Raw genomic sequence first — 20,843 nt, forward strand, 5'->3', positions numbered from 1 at the left:
GAAGAACCTTCTAAACATTATTTCACAAAAAATTTTCATACTCTAAGGTGTCTTTCTTTTATGAAAAATCACGAACTTGCTCATTTATAGTTTCTTATATTTTTACTCAAACACATCCATATGTTGAGTAGTACAACACTTATAACTATAACTATAGCTGAAATATATGGCAACCATACAACCTCAAATAATTTACTGATAATCATTAATCCTACAGACATTGAACATACCAAATAGCATATGCCCACTCCTTTGAAAAGCACTTTCTTGTTATAGCTATTCTGTTCTTTTTCTGAGAGTGCATTGTATATCGGTATAAAACATCCGCCTCTTCCATTAAATAATAAACAACCTATAAGTAGAAAAAAAGCCATTATAAGTAGCTCAACTATAACATCTTTCATCATAATCACCTCACACTTTGTAAGAAATAAAAGTTTACAATTCAAAACAATACTTTTCTAATAGCACTTTTCTTAACTTCTTCCTCCAAGAACAAATAAAGCTTTCAATTTTATCCAGTATAAAACTCATTTTTATTTCAATATACCATCTTTTTATCGATAATTCAAACATTTTTGTAAATATTAAATTTGTCAAATTGGAAACTCATACTTCATATATAACATCAAAATATTGCCTCTCTTGACTATTATGTGAAACTACAACAATAATTTTATCTTTTTGTTTTTTTAAATACTGATAATATTCATCTCGAGACTCTTGATCCAAATGTGCTGTTGGTTCATCAAAAAAATATACATCCGCATCTTTTAATATGGTCTTTACCAATTCCACTTTTTGTTTTTCACCACCAGACAGCATATTGATATTTTGAGTCTCCTTTTCTAACACCTCGTGTATATCCATAGCTATATTGTACATATCTTTCATAATTAATCTATCAATTATTTCACGAGTAGAATACTCTGTATTATTTGATAGGTTTATATACTCAACTACAGATACAGAAGGAAACTTCTGTTCTTGATTCATTACAGAAAAACAGTTTAAACGTAATTGTTCATAATTAATTTTTTTTATATTGATATTATCAATGAATATATCTCCAGAAAGACTTTTATACTGTCTTATTAAAATATTAATAAATGTTGTTTTTCCTGCACCATTTGATCCACAAATAAGATATCTTTTACCTTTTTGAAAATCAGCTGAAATTTTATTTAATCCATTTCCATTTTCAAAAATATAAGAAATATCCTTTGCTTCAATAAAGTTAACTGTTTCTTTTTTTAATAAACCATCTTCTCTCAGTTCTAATTGATATAATTCTTTTATTCTATTGTATGAAGTTTTTGTGTTTTGATATGTTTGCCCAAAGGTCAATATCAGATTTGTATTACTGAGAGCTATCCCCATATATGTAAATATTATAGTAAATTGCCCAACTGTTATCCTACCATTTGCTAAATCAGTTCCTGCAAAATAAATCACCAAACTAAATCCTACTAAATATATAACGCTTTGAACAAGAACATACAAATTGCTATTTTTCTGTAATAAAATTCCCTTTTTATAAAATACATCATAATATTTCTCTAATCTTTTTAAGAATGCTCTATATATAACATGAATTTGTACATAATCTATAAATGCTATTTGCTCATTAATAGACTGTAAATATCTAGATTTTGCATTTCTGTAATTTAGCATCTTTATATATAAACCATTTTTAAATAATAAATACAGTAAAATATACAATCCACAAATACAAGCTAAGATTATCCCATACTTTAACTCTATCAGCACGACTAAATTGAACACCAATAATAAAATAATTATATTCATACAAATACTGGGAAGCGATGAAATCACAAAATTAGTTACCAACATTGTATCCGAATCAAGTCGTTCTGCTAAATAGACGCTATCATATTTTTTCACACTTAAAATTTTCACCCCGTGTAAGCGGTTTACAATCATTTTTACTAATGAATTAGAAATCTTCATATTATATTTCATGACTATATATTGAAATATATATGTAACTAATGCCTTAACTGATTGTACAATAATAAAAATAATAATAAAATTAACTACCATATGTTTTGTCGCACCCTGAGATAAAACATCTAAAATTTGAGACATCAAATATGTATTAGCAAGTCCTATACTTGATATAATGGTACTAAATAATAATATCAAGGTAAATCCCTTTAAATTACATTTTATTATACTTGCACAAAAAGAAGATAAATTATTTTTTATATCAGATATATTTTCCATATTTTTCACCACTATTAATTAATAATTGTTGTTTTTCTATACGCTCAGCAATCCTTTATTAATAAAAATCAAAGACGCCTTCCCTATATATAAAATAATGAAAAGGCGCCTTTGCTTAATGTCTGAAATCAATTTTCTTTAGCCAGAAGCCCAATCATTGTTCCATGTGGCAGTTAAATACACAAAAGCTCCACCAAACACGGCAACCACTAAATATACAGCTCCTGCAACCATTACAGGTCCTATTGCAGCCGAATGTGTAGACGGTCCATCGCCTGATAAGTTTTCTACTTTGATCTCAGGTCTTTCGTAATCTTCCATATGTAGCCTCCTTTCTAATATTTTTATTTAAAAATTATAATATTTCAATAATTTTTAAATCCAAAATGTTTTATTTTTATTGTTCAGAGGAATAAACATAAACATCTTTTTGTTGATACTCCTTTTTCAGTATTCCGATTGCTTTAAATGAAGAATCTAATACCACTTTATTAAATGCTTTATATATCAAAACAACTTTTTCTCCATCTTCTACTAATGTTTTAGCTTCAAGAGTTTCTCGATATAATTTTTTCATGAAACTTATTAAAATATCTGTCCATCTCTCCGGTAACTTATCTTCATCCTCTATGTATATAATCTCAAATATTTTATATTTAATATTAGGTTGAATTATTATCTTCGCAACATTTCCATTATTATCTTCCATAGAAAATCCACTGATAATTCCACTACTCCAAACTAATTTAAGAATATTCTCATTATTTAATAAGCCTAATCCTTCCTCTGCAATAACCAATGAATCTTTTAAACTATCTATATTAGAAACAAGATCTAATAGCTCTTCATACTGCAAATATTTAATTTTAAGTTTGTCAGATATGTAGACAAACCTGTCAAGCAAATAATTTTCTCCTGTCATTTTAATAACCTTTAATCTCCAAAATAGCTGTAATGTTTTATCAACGTCTTTATAAATTATGTCTTCATCTATATCGTACTTTGTGTTTAACAGATGACAAATATCTTGCACACTATTGTCTCCGTCACAGTATTCCAGAATATTAAAAGCAGCTTTATTAATCATTATCCTGCCTAAAACACTAAAAAATGTTGAAACAAAAGAAAAACTATTATCTCCTTCTACTTTAATATTACGCATATTCTCATCCATTTTGATTGGTCTTGAATTTCTCATTACTTCTGATGTGCTTCTATTCATATTTCTCTCCATTCCGTAACTTTCATCATCCCATATTTTTAACATTACTGTATCATATATGCATATGATACAATATCTCTACAACTATTATTGAATCTTCTAATACACAATTCCAGTTCAAAGCCTAACTCTTCAATATTACATTTATTTAAGTCCCGCTTCACTATAACTAATTTTAACTTCGTTAGTTGATGATTTTCTTTATAGATTTCAGCTATAGCATAATTTAATAATGTTTTTTTATTCCACGGAAAAATTAGAAGATTGCAATAGCTCAAGTCTTCGCACTGTTTCTTTTCAATTAAAATCATATCTTTAATCTCATCGTTTTGAATGTCTGCAAATGCAACCAATTCATGATCAAAAAAACGTTTTCTTAACCAACGTGAACTATATTCATTAGAATTAAAATCCACACTATATATATAATTACAATTTTCACTAACACATTTTTCTTTTATAAACATTGAAATATCAATAACTTTATCACTTAAAATTTCACAATACATTTTGACCTCCATAGCTCTTAATTAGCTCTGCATAACATTTATTCATTTGTTCCATATTTTCTTCACTAAATACATCAAATTTCATGTAATTCATTCCTACTTCTGCTGGAAAATCTTTTCCTAGTATTATTTCATTAGCAGAACCTATATTTTTTCTAAAAGTTCTTATTAATTGATGATTCCATAATTCTCCATAGTTTTTCTTTAAATATTCTGAAATACTATGTTTTTTTAAATCCCCAATTATAATTGGAATATATGGACTTAACAAAAGTTCACCTTTTTCATTAACCTGGATAAAATCTAGTTGTTCCATAAATAAATGTTCTAATGAATCACACCATTCAATAGAAATTCCGTCTTTTTGAATATTTTTATATCGGTTAACCAATAAATAATTAGCGGCTTGTATATACTCATTTTTACTTAAACTATACGCATCTAACCCTTCTTTAGCTCTTCCCATCTTCATTAAAGGTTGTACACGTAAGATATCAATGCCCAAACGCGTACATAACTCAATTATCTTTGGCAATTCTTCGTAATTTCTTTTATTAAGACAACATACTGCTGAAATTTTAATATCTGATTTAGCTTTTCTTCTAAGAATATTAAGTTGCATAATTGTATGTAATAAATTTTCAAATAAACCTTTTTTATTACGCAACCAATCATGTGAATTCTCTGTAGCTCCATCTATACTAAATTGAATATTATTTAATCCGTAATAAATTAATTTTTCACTAATAGATTCCGTTAACAGTTCTCCATTTGTTACCATTCCAATATTCATTTCGCTATTTATTTTTTTTTGGTGATCAATAAATCGAAAAATTATTTCTTTTTTTAATAAAGGTTCCCCTCCACAAATACAAAAATTATCAGGTCTAGTAGAAGCTAAATCATTCATTATGCGAAATAATTCATCTGATGCTAACTCATCATTGTTCATTTCTCCACTGTGATTATAGCAATGTCTGCATTTTAGTGTACATTTTCTTGTTATATCTATATTTATATCACTACCTCTCATTTTTCCTCTCTTCACTTATCAATTTCAAATAAAACTTGTCCATTTCTTGACTCCATTCAGGTTCCAAAATATCAAATAAAATTTTTCCATATCCCAATTCCGGCATTCCTTCTATGCCACCTAAATTCATTTTTTCAGGTGAAACCATCTTATTTCTTAAATACGCAAATAATCTATGATTCCAAACTTCCTCCCAATTTTTGTTTACATATTCACTAAATTTGTGTTTTTTAATATTTCCAATAGCAATTGGTATATAAGCAGAAATTAATATATCTCCATTTGCACTAATTTGTGTAAATTTTCCGTGATCTATATCATCATTTAACAAATGATCAATTGGATCTCCCCATATCAAATCCATTTTTTTACCCATAGACTGGTTTTCACTATTTTTTTTACTTATTTTTTGAGCCACTATTTGGTATTCCTTGTAGTTCAATTTGTATGTATTTAAATTATCCATTGCACGCCCTAATAGCATTAAGGGTTGTGCTCTAAACGAGTCAACATTGAGAGTTTCACACAAATATATAACTTCTTCTAACTGCTCAAAATTTTTTTTATGCGGAATAAATGATACGGATATTTTTCTATTTATACCCAATTCCTGTCTTGTATCATCCAGATATTTTATTGCATTTATTGCATTTTTATATGCTCCTTTTTTGTTTCGTAACCAGTCCACCACTTCTTCTGTGCTACCGTCTAAACTAACTTGTATACTAGATATTCCTGACTGCCAAAGCTTTTTTGCAATTTCTTTAGTCATTAACTCTCCATTTGTTACCATATTCACATCAACACAAGTGTTCTTTGAATAATTTGCAATCTTATAAATACTTTCCTTTCTTAAAAGTGGTTCTCCTCCACACATGCATATAGAAACTGGCCTACAATCAATTACATCATATGCCATTCTTTCTAATTCCTCATCACTCATTTCATCCATTCTCTGGTTTTTTAAACCTCCACTAGAATTAAAACAATGTAGACATTTTAATGTGCACTTATTTGTTACATCAATTCCGGCTGCAAAAAAATTTGTCATGTTATTCCTCCTCATATAATATAGTAGTATTTATAGATCATCTCCAAGGTCTGTATGCTATACTCTTAGAGATGAAGTGCATTTCTGCAATTCACTCATTTTTTTCTTTTTTATTAATTGATTCTTATTTCATTCAAATAACTAATTATTTTATCTTTCTTGTATAAATCAGTAAATTCCTCTTTAACTTCTTTTATTTTTTTTGTATACCGATCTGTTGATAATATCTTATATATTGCATTTTTCACTTCACATGTATTACCATGTGACAATTTTCTATCCTTAATCATAATCCCTATATTATTTCTTTCGATAGCTAATCCCACTTGATAATCATGATAATTTGACGGATATACAATCATCGGTGTTTCACATAAGATAGCTTCTCGTACTCCAGACAATCCCCCATGTGATATAAATATTTCATGATTTGCTAACATTTTCCATTGATCCACAAAATTATAAAAATGTATGTTTCTTACATGTTCATACTCTGCGCTTAATCTTTCCATTACCTTCTTATCATTACCAACAGTTATATCTATATTTATGTCCATACTTTTTATTTCACTTAAAATATTTCTTAATATATTTTGGGAATAATAGTCTATAGATGTTCCCCTAGTCACATAAGCACCCGACTTCTCTTTTAAATCTAGCTGAGACAAAATATTACTATCGTATCCACAAAATTCAACATTTTTCATATGATTTGAATATGATTCATACAAATTTCTAGTACTGTATACAAATAGTTTGTCTGGTAATATTTTTCTTTCATTAAAATTCATTAATGTCTTAAATTTTCTATAGACATACATTTGCACTTTGTCATAGTATTCTAAAAATTCATTCCAATTATTTATTTCTAAAAGTTCATTTTTCTTTATTTTCCCCTGTTCCTCATCCAATCTAATTTCTTCAAGAACCACCTCATTATAAAATTTTTCATAAAAACAATTTGCTTCTTCAATATCTGTCGCTACTTCTATTGCAATACTGTGTATATTAAATTTTTTTGCTAACAGACCGCCCCATTTTGCCAATGAATCATATATTATTACTTGAGGATTATATTTTTTCACATACTTCATCATATAATCATACATATATTCATATAAGTATTTTGAAGAAATAGCACTCCATTCTATATTATTACTTGTATAATTTAAGTGATAATAAGAAATATGTTCATCTTCAAGTAAATTACTACTTTTTGTATTAAAATTAGCAATTACTTTTTCTGGATAGCAAATAACACTCACATTATCATTCTTAATGTACTCTGCAAAAAAATCATTTACAAAGCAATATGTATTATATCCCTCTTTTCCAATTTTATTTATTACATCAAGCACAGGAAATACATGCCCGTATAACGGAATCGTTAAAAAGAAAATAGTGTTATTTTTCATTTCTTTCACCTTCTAAAAACTCAATTATTCGCAAGTAATCATTCATATTATTCACATTACAATAATAATTTCCCACAACAAAAGATTGTATTTTCCCCGTAGCACAAATTAAATTTAATAAGTCAACTAATTCTTTTTCATGTCGCTCTTTATTTTCTTTAACTTTCTTAATAGCACCTAACACTGTATTTTTAAATATAATATTACCGGTTCCACTGCAATTATTATAAACAATCTGAGGTTTTTCTATAAAATTATACAGAAAACCATCTGGAGACTTTATAAATGTATAATTTTTTTTTACATATTCCAAGTACTTCTCATAGTATAATCCAACCATACATTCGTTAGTACTTGTTTTAAATTTTTCAATCGCCTCTGCATAATTATTTTCATATACAAATTCATCTGCTAACACCAAGATAAAATCATCATTGCCAATCTCTTCCACTGCACTTTCTATTGCACCGACAACTCCTTTTACAGATTGTTTTTGTTTACAAAACAAAATCGGCGTATCATTAACTTTTGTTCCAATAGTATCTATAATCTTTTCATGATTCTCTCCAATAATAACTATACATTCCGTTATTTCTTTTATATTTGTAAGGTTTTCCAAAGTGTATAGCAATAAAGCTTTACCATTAATTGGTACAAGACATTTATGCATATAAGTAGAATCCTTATTAAATCTTTTTCCTTCTCCAGCTGCTGGTATTACTGCTTTCATTTTTCTTCCTCTATAAAATCCTACCCTATTTCTTATCTACATATTTATTTTAACAGACAAAATTTATATAAATAAATAACTGTAATAATCTGTACTTTTACTGTAACAAATTAAGAGCAAGTTTCGCCTGAGTAACTCAAAACTCACTTCGTGACTTTCGACTATCTGGCAATCTTGATGGGGATTCTGCTCCCCATACCCTCAGATAATACAGTTTTCACTAATATGCATACTTGGCTCCTGTAAAAAAACAGTCGCATCGTGATCATATCTATCACGAAAAATCCATAAATATTTTTATTGTGTTACCGCCTGATATTTTCAAATCGGCTTTATATATAGAAATATCTTTATTTTGAAAGGAACTATAAAATGGCACGACCTAAAAAAGATAAAAACTTACGGCATACTCGTCATATCATGCTCCGTCTCACCAATACTGAATATGAAATAATTGCAGAAAATGCAAAAGCAGCAAGCCTCCCGTTAGCAGAGTATGTCCGTAAACAGATAACAAATAAAAAAGTAATTGTGAAATATGAAATTGTGGCAGATCTATCGGAGTTAAAGAAATTAATTGCTGAATTTGGAAAGATTGGTAGCAATCTGAACCAAATAGCTCGTTACTTTAATACTGGTGGACTCCATTCCCAGGAAATGCGTAACGAAATCAAAAAGAGCATTGCTGAAATTTATAAATTAAAATACGAAGTAATAAAACTGGCTGGAGATTTTACCACTGTCAATGCAAATAATAGAAATAACACAGGAGAAAACTAATATGGCAATCCTGAAACATATTGCAAGCAAGAATGCCGACTATGGAGAAGCTGAACGCTATCTGATTTTCCAACATGATGAATATACGCAAAAACCAATTCTTGATGATAATGGGAATATGTTTCTTCGTGAAGAATATTATCTGGATGGTATAAACTGTGATCCGTTTACATTTGATGCGGAATGTCGGGAAACTAACGCTTTCTTTCACAAAAATCAGTCTTTTAATGAGATTAAGTCGCATCACTACATCATCAGCTTTGATCCTAAAGATCAGGAAGAACATGGTCTGACCGGAGAGCAGGCACAGAAACTTGGCGTAGAATATGCCAGAGAGAATTTTCCTGGGCACCAGGCTCTTGTCTGCACCCACACTGATGGTCATAATGGCAGTGGAAATATTCATGTACATATTGTAATCAACAGTGTGCGAAAGTATGATACCGAGCCACAGCCCTATATGGAATTTGACCGGGATTCAAAAGCTGGATACAAACATCATCTTTCTGACAGATACCGAATTTACTTAAAACAAAAAGTTATGGATATGTGTCATTCCAATGGACTAAACCAGGTAGATCTTCTGACACCTGCTGAAAGAAAAATATCTGAAAAAGAATACTGGGCAAAACGCAGAGGTCAAAAAAAGCTCGATGAACACAATGCAGAACTGAAAAAGAAAGGACTTACTCCAAGACAGACGACCTTTCAAACAGAGAAGCAATACCTTCGTGATGCGATTGATACGGTTGCTTCACAGGCAACATCACAAGAAGAATTTTCCAGATTGCTGTCTGAAAAATATAATATTACATTTAAAGTCAGTCGTGGCAGATACAGCTACCTGCATCCTAATCGTCAAAAATACATCACCGGAAGAAATCTTGGAACGCTTTATGAAGAAAATCATCTTCTGCAGGTATTCCAGGATAACTCCAGCAAGCAACACGCAGAAAAGTCACATTCTACTGACAGACCAGTTACAGATTTTTCAGAAAAGTCAAAATCGTCAGCTTCTGTCCAAACTGACGAAACTACACACTCTTTCCTTTTTATAAAATCTGATTTACGACTTGTAACAGATTTACAGCACTGTATCAAGGCACAGCAAAGTCAGGCATACGCACAAAAAGTAAAGCTGTCTAATCTTAAGATGATGGCTCAGACAGTTGCCTATGTACAGGAACATGGTTTCCAGAGCAAGGAAGATTTAGATACTGCCCTTTCCAATGCCTCTGCCCAAAGCACTGATGCCAGAAATACTCTGAAATCCACAGATGACTCTTTAAAAAGTATAAATGAACAGATTCATTACACCGGACAGTACCTTGCCAATAAATCCATCTATTTCGATTACCGAAAAAGTCGAAATAAAGAAAAATTTTATGAAGATCACCGGGCAGAACTCACCCTTTATGAGTCTTCTCTCCGAATACTCAAAGAAAAAGCACAGGGCAAAAAACTCCCTACTCTGAAAATGTTGCGTGAGGAAAAGAGTCGTTTAACAGAATTGCAGACAGTACAGCGAGATGAATTTAACTCCCGGCGTGAATATGAACGTGAACTTCGTACAGTATGCTCCAATGTGGATATCATTCTTAATCATCCACATATACAGGAATCTCTGCACGAAACATCACAAGAACATTCTTGTTTCCGTTAAAAATCTCGATAAAAAATTTTCCAAATTATTTTTCACTTTCTCCGTTGACTAAATTCATTTTTTCGCATATACTATGAATAGGAAAACAGGCGACATCCTGTTGGTGTGGCTGACACCTAAAATCCGAAACGAAAGCCGAACATGAATCGGAGAGTTGGCAGGCAACAGAAAAACCTGAAAGCAAAGCCAGACATATGGGCTGGAGTGTTGGCGGACAACAGAAAAATCAGTCTATAAGGGAGATGCACAATGCTACGGTATTGTAATCTCCCTTTAAATATTTTATACATATTGCAGAGGTCATAATATGACAAAATACAACAAACAGCAGGCCATTTCTATCATTATAGATTGTGCTGCCAAATACGAAGAAAATCTCAATGGCTATCAGCTCTTATTTATTTTAAAAGACAAGCATAAACATATTTCTTCTCTGGAAGTAAGTTTTTATCCATATAATTTTCTTCACCTTACAGGCATTAAATTAATTGATGGCACTACTGCTACTGATTTTTACAAGCGCTGTTTAAACCATAAATTAAGTCCTGAAGATTTTTCCTTCGCATCTGATGGAACTACTCAGTTAAAACTTGAAATTCTTCCACAACTTATGCTTAAAAATATATCAGCTAAAATGGTTGGAGATTTTAACGGATGCAATCCAAAATTATATACAGAAAAATTAGCTGGTGGCGTAAAAGCCTGCCTTGGTTTTGTAAAAACTCATCGTGCTGAATATGTGCCAAATACAGTACTGAATACAGATATTCGCACAGTTACTAAAATTTCACAGCAGGTAATCGCTACATATCGTCGAAAAAATTCAGCTTCCCCTTATCAGGAATTAGTTTATAAGGCCAAAAAAATCGACTGGGATACCATTACCTTTCCGAAAGAATATGACTATCTCACCAAACCAGAGTAGCATATATCTGTAAGGTACTTAAGTTTTTTATATTCTTCTGTAATACATGAAAAGATGGTGCTATGCACCATCTTTCTAAAGTTCTTTTTTCTATATAAATAATATTATTCTATTTTCTCCACCAGGAAATATCCGTAAATATTTATTTGTTACATCCGTAATGTGTATATGAATACACCCAAGCACTATTATATTTTAAAATAGTATTACATTTTTTACACCATGTTGCATTTGCTTTATATACATCACATCTTGATCCAGTATGTCTATGCTGCCATACAGTATCAGTTACACGATTACCAGAAGCATGCGTGCAACTACTTTTAAATTCAATATAAGATAAATTCAGTACATCTCCTTTTTCATTATATATTTTCCCATCAACTTTTTCTTCCATTTTTGAAAAGTTATTATCAGGATTTGCTGCCATTACATATGACGAATTTATAAGCAACATGCAACACATACTCAATGCCATAAATAACACTTTTGTTTTTCTTCTCATAACCAATCAGCTCTCTTTCTAAAGTATTAATAGGATATTTCCAACAGCAGTTTACTGCTTTAACATAACAATACATTCTTCATTTATTAATTCAAATTTTATAATTTCACTATATGAAATTTCTTTACTTTCATCATAAACTACTATTTCAAATTCACATTCGTCTACATAATCTGGAGTATTATTTGCTAACTTCTCATTTTCATTACTATAGATTTGACCAAGCATATTTTTCTCAGGAATCCAGTATATATTTTTTTCATTCTGGTAAATCGTAAAAATATTGCTTTCTTTTCCTAATGATTTGCATTCATACATATAATTTTCTGGTATATCTATTTGAAAAATATAACCATTTCCTACCGGTGTTTCCATCAATTGTAATGTTTCTTTATGCTCCGGAATTAAAACGGAACTTTTCACATTTCCATCCTGTGTCATTGCATAAACAGTAATTGTCATTTTATTTTTTAACATAATATTCATGAACACGCATAAAAATAACATAGCTGTTACAATTACTCCAACTGTAATTCTTTTCATATAAAAAATTTTTTTCAGAGTTTTTTTTCTTTCAAATCCCTCAAATATTCTCTGCTTCGATTCTTCCGTAAATTCGATTCCTGTCACAGCCTTTTTAATTATATTTTTATCCACACTCATTCACTCCCAAATTCTTTTTTAATAAATTTCGTCCCCGTTCCAAACGCTTTTTCACAGTCGATTCTGTAATTTTCAAAATCTTACTTATTTCAAAACATTTATATCCTTCTACATAATATAAAAAAAGCACCGCCTTATATTTAGATGGTAATTCTAAAAGGACATCAAATATCTGACTATCTATACTATCCTCAGGATATGTAGTCTTAATTGTTTCAATATTTATATGTGGATGTTGTTTATAAAAACGCAATTTATCTTTGCAAAGATTTATTGTAACTCTAATTAACCATGCCTTTTCGTGTTCATAGGTTTCAAAGAGAGGCTTTTTTAGCATATATTTTATCAATGCATCTTGCACCGTGTCTTCCGCATCATACGTTTTTTTAAGCATTACAATACATAGTTTATACATCATTTCTCCATATTTCTGAAATATCTCCTCAACTGAAGATGTTTCAATCATGCCTCTCACCTCCCAACTTTAGTCCCTTTACAGTAAAACGTTTCAGAATTCCAAAAGGTGACAACTTTATATAGTATTTTTTCATCTTTTAATTTGCACTCATCAAATATTGTTTAATGTACAAATCTCCCAAGCAATAAAAAAATACAAATATGTGTTGGATAATATATATAAAAAAATTTTTTCAAATTTTTCCCTTTGCGATTATTATATAATGCAATAAATGGTGCTGCAAGAACCATCCATGCCTGGGTATAATTAAACAACCCTGGGTAAACCCAATACTGAGATACACTTACAATATAAGAACCTATTAATACAAATACTGAAAAGAAAATCAATGCTACAATCTGATTTTTCTTTTTTTTCATATAATACCATCCAATTCCTAAGATCAGAAAAAATGGAGAATACTGAATCGTAAAAATATTAGGTAAAAATACATTTATTACTGAACCACTAGTCCCTATTATAAGACTTCCTATCCCTACTAAAATAGGTATAAGCATTAAAACTATATGCCTTATAATATGTTCTTTCTTTATAATCATATCAATCAAGTAAATATAAATTGCTGTAAAAAGCCATTCTGGAATTACATTAAATGAGATCTCCGAATGTAATAAATACGATAAAACAATTTCAAGAATGCAAATACATATATGATATTTATACAATCTGAAAATATAACTTTTTTTATCTGATGAATACCGCATAGCCTGTATCACAGCAAAAAGAAATAACGGTGCTGCAATTCGACCCACAATTCTAAAAATACTAACATTTATCGTAGTGTTTGCAAATACATATAAATACAAATGATCAATGGTCATACATACTAATCCTATTATTTTAAGCATTGTATTACTTAAATTAAAAAATATATTGTTCTTAATCCTTTCCATAAATCCCCCTATAAATTCAAAAGTGTAAAAGCCCTTCTATCAATTGCATAGAAGGGCTTTTACAAAACATTAGCCAAAATAACCTGAAATAGAATAACGGTTACCTATAGGGCTGCTATTAAAACGAAAATAAAATTTATCACTATTGCTGTATCCGCCAAGATCATCAGCTGTAATCGTATGTGATTTACTACCACCCGCACTAATTGTCCAACTACTTACAACCGTTTGAACAATAGTTCCTTTATGTACCAAATCAACCTTTACTTTATTACTTGAGCCTGCAGAAAAACTAAATTTTTTACCTTTAACGCTCGTAAAATAATAATTTGTATATAATGTTGAATAATTACTACTACCATCTACATAATATTTTCCATCACTCCAAGACCATTTTGATGTTGGTTCTTGAGTTGTTCTGGCAACAGGTACAAATTTAAATTCTTCATGTCCGTTAACATCGCCTGTAAAACGCACTTCCGGAACACCTTTATCCGCTTCTTGAGTCATCTCTTTATCTGTTTGTGCAAAAACAATCGACGACGGAACACAAAGGCATACCATAACCATAAATGTGAATAATAAACGTTTAAAACTCATTCTTTTGTTTCTCATGTAATTCCTCCCTTATTAGAAATATTATCTTTTTTGCTCCGACTTCCGAATATCTTTCCCATTGGATTCACCCCCTTTATTTTCTCTTTTAATCATAATACGAATACCCGCCCATAATAGTGACATTAATTTACAAATTTTGATAAAAAAATAATATTTTCTGAAAACACAAAGTATTAGCTAAATTAAAAAGTGCAGGAAAGACTACCTACATAACAATCTTTCATCAACCTAAATATAAAACTTCGAATCTATAATTCAAATCCATTAATAAAAGAGCCTATCTTTTCTTGCGTTCTATATCTTCTTCCATTACCTGCTGCATATCTTTCTGTCCACTACGTCTTGCAATTTCTTCCTTTTTCTCATTCAGTTTTGCAAGGACAGATTCTTTTGGACGGTTCTTTTTATCTTTTGGTGCTGCATTATTTTTAAGTCCATCAATCATATTGTAATTTGCTTCCTCTGTGATTTCCGCACTTCGCAGGTATTCCCCATTCTCCATGTACTTTTGCCAGTTATCCAGTTTCGGTTTATAGTCTTCTGCCTGCTCCTGTACTGGCGGGTGCAGAGAATCAAGAATCTTCTGTTTTACTACATCATCAAATCCATTGTAGGTGCTGTCTACAATCACATTGCCTTTCTGATCTAAGACTACATACGCAACATCTTTCCCATACTGCTCATGTTCCATAAGGAAATAATTCTTACCTTCCACCAGCAGATAATCTATTACTTCCCATGTTCCATCTTTTCCAGCTATTTCATAGCCCACTGTATCTTTTGCAAGGCCACCACCTTCTGAAGATGTGCCTTTCATAAAATCAGAAATTTCTATAAAAGTATCTTTATTTACATAGTAAATGGTCATAACACCCTTATCATTAAGGATCAGCACATCACTGGTACTGACTGCATGGCCTTTATAATTGTGCGGCTGTTTCTTCTCCAGCTCCTTTTTTATCTGCTCCGGTGTTTCTCCCGGCTTCATTGTTCCGAGATACACCTGTTCATAATTTTCCATCTGCACAGGAATCTGATCCTTTGCAAGTTCCTCATAGGTTCGGAAAAGAAGATTTCTCAATTCCGGTTTCTTTTTTAGCTGATAAACTGCAAACTGACTTGTACTCATTCTCCATCCACCTCCAGATCTGCTTTATAGATTTCTACCGTTTTCTGCAGTTCTTCATATCCCTCATCGCTAAGATAGTAGAGCTTCTGAATCGTTGTAAAAATCAGTAGTTTCATATCTTCGTCCAGATAGGAAAAAATCTCATCCATCGCTTCCATTGTCTGAATCCGGTTTCCTGCATCAAAAATTGCGACTGCTATATATTCATCTTCCTCAAACCTTACCATCATAATGTTACATCTCCCTTCTTATGTGCCTTGGATTTTTCTTTCGACGTATTCTGCTCCTGCTCTTTTATTTTCGCCTGACGCTCTCTGAGTGCCTGAAGAACGGATTCTTTTCTGCTCTTTGGTTGCGGAACGTTTTCTTTTTGTATAGGCTTCTCCTCTATTTTCGTAAGCTCCTGCTTTTGGGCAAAATATTTTTCCACATCATCCATTGCTTTTTGTACTAATGGACTTTCCTTATAATGCTGAATCATATCCACATCTTCCCGGTCAACTTTTCCCAGTCGCATAAGATCATACGGTCCATCATAATCACTTCCATCATGCAGTTCAAATCCAACACCTTTTATTCCATTCATGCGATCTGCAGGAATCGTTTCATAAATGCGTAATGCTTCTTCAAGGGTAAGGTTCTCATGATACTCACCCATAACAGGAAATTCCATACACTCCGCAACATAAAAAGTGATCGTGGCTTCTGGCTGTTCCTGCTCTGGTTTCCTGGTAAAAGCAGAGAATGTTTCTGCATTTTCCAAACGTGAGAGTAATGACCGGGCAGTGACTACATCACTGTCTATATCCGTTTCTTCCGACACCTCAGTCAGCCAGTCTTTTAAACCTGCTGTATCCTTGTTCAAAATATCCTCTGTAATTTTCTCGACCTGTTCTTCCCTATTTTCAACACTATCTTTATATTCATAGGTATCATACTCATAACTAAAATTATCCAAGTCCACTGCGAGTTTCTTGATTTCCTGCTGATCAAGATAGGCTTCGGATTCCTTTATATATTCTGCTAGGGTAATCCTTTCTTCTGAGATTGGGTTAATGTCTATTTTAATGCCTGCTATTGCCATACCATAGGAATTCAATTCGTTAAAAAAACTATCCTCCCGAATATTTCCCCGATAAGAAAGCACCACATCAAGATCAGAATCTGCACGATACAGGTCATCTCTGCTTCTGGAACCATGTACTCTCGCCCCAATCAATGTAACTTCATTTTCCAGTCCCATTTCTTCCAGAACAGCTCTTGCATGAAATAAAACTTCATATTCAATTTCTGCCCTGCCCATTCCATTCAATGCTGTTTCACATCTGCCAAGTTCCGAAGTGAATCGAACATCTCCACTAGCCAGCACTTCTTTAGAATGACTGATTACCTTATCCCGAAACTCCCTGTCATCAACTTTTACACATTCAACATCTTCCAAGCCTTCATTTTTCAGGCTGGCATACATTGCTTTCTGAATAGAATCTTCTGGATTTCCACAGGCACCTCCTGAAATTTCATGAAGTTTCTGATCATAAACCAGGTATTTATAGCCTTCCTCAGTCGGTTGCACTGTTAAATACATACCAGACATTTTAAATTGTACGGTTATTCCCTCATAATTTTTTAATGCCGCTTCCCTGTCATAACCATCAAAAAAAGCCTTTGGACAATTACGTTCAAACTGTATCTTCTCCATTCTCTCTTCTTCTGCATATTCAATTTCTGCATACAGTTCTTCATAATCCATTACATTTGCATCTTCTATCGAAAATCCTTCTTCCGCTAAAATGTTCTCCATTGCTTCTGAAATAGAAATATCCGGATTATCGTAGACACCGCCATCCAGTTCCAGATAGTCCTTATCATAGAATGTATAATCATAACCATCTTCTACTGTCTGGATTGTAAAATACTGCTCTCCAATCTGGTATGCTATCTCTGTATCATGCCCTGCCAGACTGTTGCCTATATCTTTAAAAGTATTGTATATCTGCGGATTCAGCCATCCTTCTACTTTCTGACAATCATAAATCAGCGTATCTACTCCATTCTTGCACTGGATAAAATCAAGACAGCCTCGCAACGGTGCCGTATTTTCAATTCCAAGAGCTTTCATTTTATGATTAGGCAGAGAGTAATATGCTCCAAGGGCAGCTCCAAGATCCTTATATCGCTCAATCTTCATCCCTCCTTTTGCTTCCAGATCTTCGATCACATAATATTGGTCAATATAATGATTTTCTGGCATTTTCAGGTCAATGCCATTATTTTCTCTGACTTTATGTATCTCGAAAAAACTGAATTTCTGTTCTTCCCCCTGCAGATTCTGTCCGGTCAGTGTCGGCTCCCATGTGTCCGTACTGATTGGCTGCTGTTCCATGATTTTCATAACTGTTCCGTCTGCCAAGATAACTGTTGCCTGTCCTGTAAGATTCATCAGGTCATATACTGTTGCACCATTTTCTTCCAGATATTCTGAAATAGCTTCCCTGGCTTCTTCATCAAATCCATGCCAGATGTCCTCTGCCACCAGTGTTCCATTTTCCGATACGATAATATCTGCTACGTCCTGACCGTATTCCTCACTCCTCATCTGGAAGAATCGCTCCCCATGATACGTTTTCATATCCATCGCATACCAGGTGCCTGTATGTCCGTCTGCTTCATACCCTCTTGTAGTTTCAGTTATATGCTGATTTTTCACACCAAGCACCTCTTCCAATTTCCTGGTACGGATTTCATTCCTTGCCATATCAATGAAACCATTCAGGACTGCCGGATGACTGCTCACAATATAGTCCCTGTTCAGATCCATTCCCCGGCTGATATTTTCCGGAATATCAATGCCATCTGCCCATCGTTTATTGCCATCAGAAAATCTTCCATCATAGGAAAGCTGTTTCAATGTATTTGCCAGAACAAAGGCAACCCGTTCTTCTCCGTATTTCTCAACCACACTTACTGCAGCATCTGGATTTAAACGCATACCGTTAAAGCCCTCTGCGATTGCCTGTTCGATTGCATTTTTACAGTCAATGTTCAGTTTTCTGGAATCCAGGTAAGCATCTACATTTCTCTCCTGCATAGCCTTTTCCAAAGTTCCCATATAAACTTCCGGATATGCTTTTACTGGATTGGCATTTAACATTTCAGCTCTCTGTGCCACAAAGTCCGGTAGTTCTGTAAATCCAAAGGAATCTACATAGTATGCGGTTAATCTACCGCCCCGGTTCGTAATGATCACATCACTGACTGACATAGAGTGTCCGGTAAAATCGTTTGGTCGTTCTATATTAAAACGCTCAAAAAGATTGTCCAGTGTCGTAGCATCTCTCAGTCTTTCACTGTAAACCATCTGATAGTCTTTGCCATCTACGGTAAATCCCATTTCTTTTGCCGCTTCCAGACTTAAAAACTGATATCCTCTTTCTTCCTGGCCACTGTTGATCTGATAAATACCATAACGGTTTCCATCACTCTCTAAAAGAAGTGTTTCTTTGATTTTTGCCTTTTCTTCCGGTGTCATAACCGTTTCCTGACTTCTCCGATAATTTTCCCATTCAAATTTCGTCACTCCGAATAACCCGTCATGCTGTAAAATGTCCCGTTCCAGATTCATAACCCTCTGTGACTGCTCCTGACCGCCAACTGCTCCGGTCAGCCCGTAAACTGTTACTCCATCATGGTGCAGTTCCACTGCCCGTTCCCTGGTAAGCGGAAGCATACTCTCCGAATAAAATCCGGCTTCATGCAATTCTGATAAGCCGATCATCGAATCCGGCAGACTGTCAATCTGTTCCTCCGCTTCTCCAATCAGTTTTAGTACCGCTTCTCTGTTTCCATCCAGAATAGATTCTGCAAGATTCTCTACCAGTTTTTCCATTGCTTTCCTGTCATCCAGTTTATAAGCAAAATTCACGATAAGATTTCTCTGGTCATTGCTGAAAATCGTCCGTTCCTGCTCCAGACGGTTAATGGTCTGTTCTGCATACTGCATGGCACTCATTTCTTCTGTCTGCTCCACAACATCTGCTTCCTGCTCTGGTCTTTCTATCTGAAGTTCTCTGAGCTTTTCCTCAATCTGTCCGATCATATCAGCAGAAGTCTTACGGATGGTGTCCATAGAAGCACGAAGCTCTTTCATATTTTTACCGGAAGACCAGCTTGCAATATAAGAAAAGGAATACTCTGATGTATCCAATCCAAAATGGTTGCATACCACATAGGCAACACTTTCTGCTTCCACTTCCCTTGTAAGCTGGTCTTTTACAATGCCCTCTGCTTCCATCTGGTCACGATCATGTAATACTGCATGTGCGGTTTCATGCACCGCTGTTTTCATGGTCTGTGCCTCACTCATGCCAAGTTGGACAGCAATATATTTATCGACAAGCTGATAAAAGCCTTTTGCTTCCCCGTCAATCTCAATAAAGCGGATAGGAACTGGGGCAACCATTTTTAATGCTTCCATAAAATTATGGTAGATTAGAACATCCCCCTCCAGTTCTGATACCTCAAACTCTGGAATCGGTTCTCCTGTGGTCTGGCTGACATCAAATACTGTCGTAACCCGGAATCTTGTAATGACACGCTCTACTACTTCTGTTTCCGGCTGTCCATCTTCCCCGATCACAATCTCGCCAGTGTCCGGATCAGTCTTTTCAATCTCCTGTTTCTCTTTATACGGAGCCGGGGCAATAATCTGGATGCCCTTTTCCCCTCTTTTTACCTGCCGGTTGAATTTCTTCTGCCATGCCTGATACCCGGCTACCAGTGTTGCTTCCGGTTTCTGCATGGCGATCAACAATGTATTATTAAAACTGTAATTATGGAACTTTGCCATTGTGTTCAGATATTCGGTATATTTTTCTGATGTGAATATTTCTGCAACGCCCTGTTCCAACTGCTCTGTAATCTGCTTTAACTGTTCTTCTCTGTTTGCCATAATCAAATCCTCCATAGAAAAATCCCGCCAAAGC

General features: G+C 33.1%; 20 protein-coding genes. 3 read left to right on the forward strand and 17 right to left on the reverse strand.

Going from position 1 to position 20,843, the window contains the following annotated elements; all coding sequences use genetic code 11:
• Positions 1–80 precede the first annotated feature (80 nt).
• From DWX68_RS05675 to DWX68_RS05715, 9 genes are all read right to left on the reverse strand, one after another.
• Complete coding sequence (locus DWX68_RS05675; RefSeq protein WP_117801573.1) at positions 81–407, reverse strand: DUF3784 domain-containing protein; 327 nt, start codon at positions 405–407, stop codon at positions 81–83.
• Between the two features lie 202 nt (positions 408–609).
• Complete coding sequence (locus DWX68_RS05680) at positions 610–2,247, reverse strand: ABC transporter ATP-binding protein (RefSeq protein ID WP_118401243.1); 1,638 nt, start codon at positions 2,245–2,247, stop codon at positions 610–612.
• Between the two features lie 138 nt (positions 2,248–2,385).
• Positions 2,386–2,568 (reverse strand): hypothetical protein, encoded by a 183-nt coding sequence (locus DWX68_RS05685; protein WP_117801575.1) that lies wholly within the window; start codon positions 2,566–2,568, stop codon positions 2,386–2,388.
• Between the two features lie 76 nt (positions 2,569–2,644).
• Positions 2,645–3,514: a PqqD family protein gene (locus DWX68_RS05690; RefSeq protein ID WP_118401244.1), complete on the reverse strand. Its 870-nt coding sequence runs from the start codon at positions 3,512–3,514 to the stop codon at positions 2,645–2,647.
• Positions 3,514–3,978, reverse strand: coding sequence for a hypothetical protein (locus DWX68_RS05695; protein WP_117481528.1), 465 nt, complete (start codon positions 3,976–3,978; stop codon positions 3,514–3,516). The genes DWX68_RS05690 and DWX68_RS05695 overlap by 1 nt, the downstream gene beginning before the upstream one ends.
• Positions 3,968–5,011, reverse strand: a complete 1,044-nt coding sequence (locus DWX68_RS05700; protein WP_118401245.1) for a radical SAM protein — start codon at positions 5,009–5,011, stop codon at positions 3,968–3,970. Before DWX68_RS05700 ends, DWX68_RS05695 begins: the two co-directional genes overlap by 11 nt.
• On the reverse strand, positions 5,001–6,062 hold the full coding sequence (locus DWX68_RS05705) for a radical SAM protein (RefSeq protein WP_182432143.1): 1,062 nt from the start codon (positions 6,060–6,062) through the stop codon (positions 5,001–5,003). Before DWX68_RS05705 ends, DWX68_RS05700 begins: the two co-directional genes overlap by 11 nt.
• Positions 6,063–6,175: 113 nt before the next feature.
• Positions 6,176–7,477: a glycosyltransferase gene (locus DWX68_RS05710; RefSeq protein ID WP_118401247.1), complete on the reverse strand. Its 1,302-nt coding sequence runs from the start codon at positions 7,475–7,477 to the stop codon at positions 6,176–6,178.
• Positions 7,467–8,207: a sugar phosphate nucleotidyltransferase gene (locus DWX68_RS05715; protein WP_118401248.1), complete on the reverse strand. Its 741-nt coding sequence runs from the start codon at positions 8,205–8,207 to the stop codon at positions 7,467–7,469. Before DWX68_RS05715 ends, DWX68_RS05710 begins: the two co-directional genes overlap by 11 nt.
• 372 nt (positions 8,208–8,579) lie before the next feature.
• Here DWX68_RS05715 and mobC point away from each other — a divergent pair, with 372 nt between their 5' ends.
• The 3 genes from mobC (at position 8,580) to DWX68_RS05730 (ending at position 11,575) form a co-directional block, all read left to right on the forward strand.
• Positions 8,580–8,987, forward strand: a complete 408-nt coding sequence (gene mobC / locus DWX68_RS05720; RefSeq protein ID WP_118401249.1) for a plasmid mobilization relaxosome protein MobC — start codon at positions 8,580–8,582, stop codon at positions 8,985–8,987.
• A gap of 1 nt (position 8,988) precedes the next feature.
• Positions 8,989–10,650, forward strand: a complete 1,662-nt coding sequence (locus tag DWX68_RS05725) for a relaxase/mobilization nuclease domain-containing protein (protein WP_118401250.1) — start codon at positions 8,989–8,991, stop codon at positions 10,648–10,650.
• 307 nt (positions 10,651–10,957) lie between these two features.
• Entirely contained in the window at positions 10,958–11,575 is a 618-nt protein-coding gene (locus DWX68_RS05730; RefSeq protein ID WP_015543473.1) for a PBECR4 domain-containing protein, read from the forward strand.
• A 142-nt stretch (positions 11,576–11,717) separates the two neighbouring features.
• On the opposite strand, the gene DWX68_RS14520 is transcribed toward DWX68_RS05730, so the two are convergent.
• From DWX68_RS14520 to DWX68_RS05765, 8 genes are all read right to left on the reverse strand, one after another.
• Positions 11,718–12,080, reverse strand: a complete 363-nt coding sequence (locus DWX68_RS14520; protein WP_015543472.1) for a hypothetical protein — start codon at positions 12,078–12,080, stop codon at positions 11,718–11,720.
• Positions 12,081–12,131: 51 nt separating this feature from the next.
• Complete coding sequence (locus DWX68_RS05735; RefSeq protein WP_182432144.1) at positions 12,132–12,743, reverse strand: hypothetical protein; 612 nt, start codon at positions 12,741–12,743, stop codon at positions 12,132–12,134.
• Positions 12,730–13,209 carry an RNA polymerase sigma factor gene (locus DWX68_RS05740; protein WP_118401252.1) on the reverse strand — a complete coding sequence of 160 codons (480 nt, stop codon included), beginning with the start codon at positions 13,207–13,209 and terminating at the stop codon, positions 12,730–12,732. The genes DWX68_RS05735 and DWX68_RS05740 overlap by 14 nt, the downstream gene beginning before the upstream one ends.
• A gap of 113 nt (positions 13,210–13,322) precedes the next feature.
• Complete coding sequence (locus DWX68_RS05745; RefSeq protein WP_118401253.1) at positions 13,323–14,114, reverse strand: TraX family protein; 792 nt, start codon at positions 14,112–14,114, stop codon at positions 13,323–13,325.
• 69 nt (positions 14,115–14,183) lie between these two features.
• Positions 14,184–14,729 carry a hypothetical protein gene (locus DWX68_RS05750; protein WP_015543469.1) on the reverse strand — a complete coding sequence of 182 codons (546 nt, stop codon included), beginning with the start codon at positions 14,727–14,729 and terminating at the stop codon, positions 14,184–14,186.
• Between the two features lie 280 nt (positions 14,730–15,009).
• Entirely contained in the window at positions 15,010–15,861 is an 852-nt protein-coding gene (locus DWX68_RS05755) for a YodL domain-containing protein (RefSeq protein WP_118401254.1), read from the reverse strand.
• Positions 15,858–16,091 (reverse strand): transposon-transfer assisting family protein, encoded by a 234-nt coding sequence (locus DWX68_RS05760; protein ID WP_005421654.1) that lies wholly within the window; start codon positions 16,089–16,091, stop codon positions 15,858–15,860. Before DWX68_RS05760 ends, DWX68_RS05755 begins: the two co-directional genes overlap by 4 nt.
• On the reverse strand, positions 16,088–20,809 hold the full coding sequence (locus tag DWX68_RS05765) for a DUF3849 domain-containing protein (protein ID WP_118401255.1): 4,722 nt from the start codon (positions 20,807–20,809) through the stop codon (positions 16,088–16,090). Before DWX68_RS05765 ends, DWX68_RS05760 begins: the two co-directional genes overlap by 4 nt.
• Positions 20,810–20,843: the final 34 nt, after the last annotated feature.

Origin of the sequence: Clostridium sp. AF20-7 (assembly GCF_003479275.1) — a bacterium.
Classification (GTDB): Bacteria; Bacillota; Clostridia; order Lachnospirales; family Lachnospiraceae; genus Otoolea; species Otoolea fessa.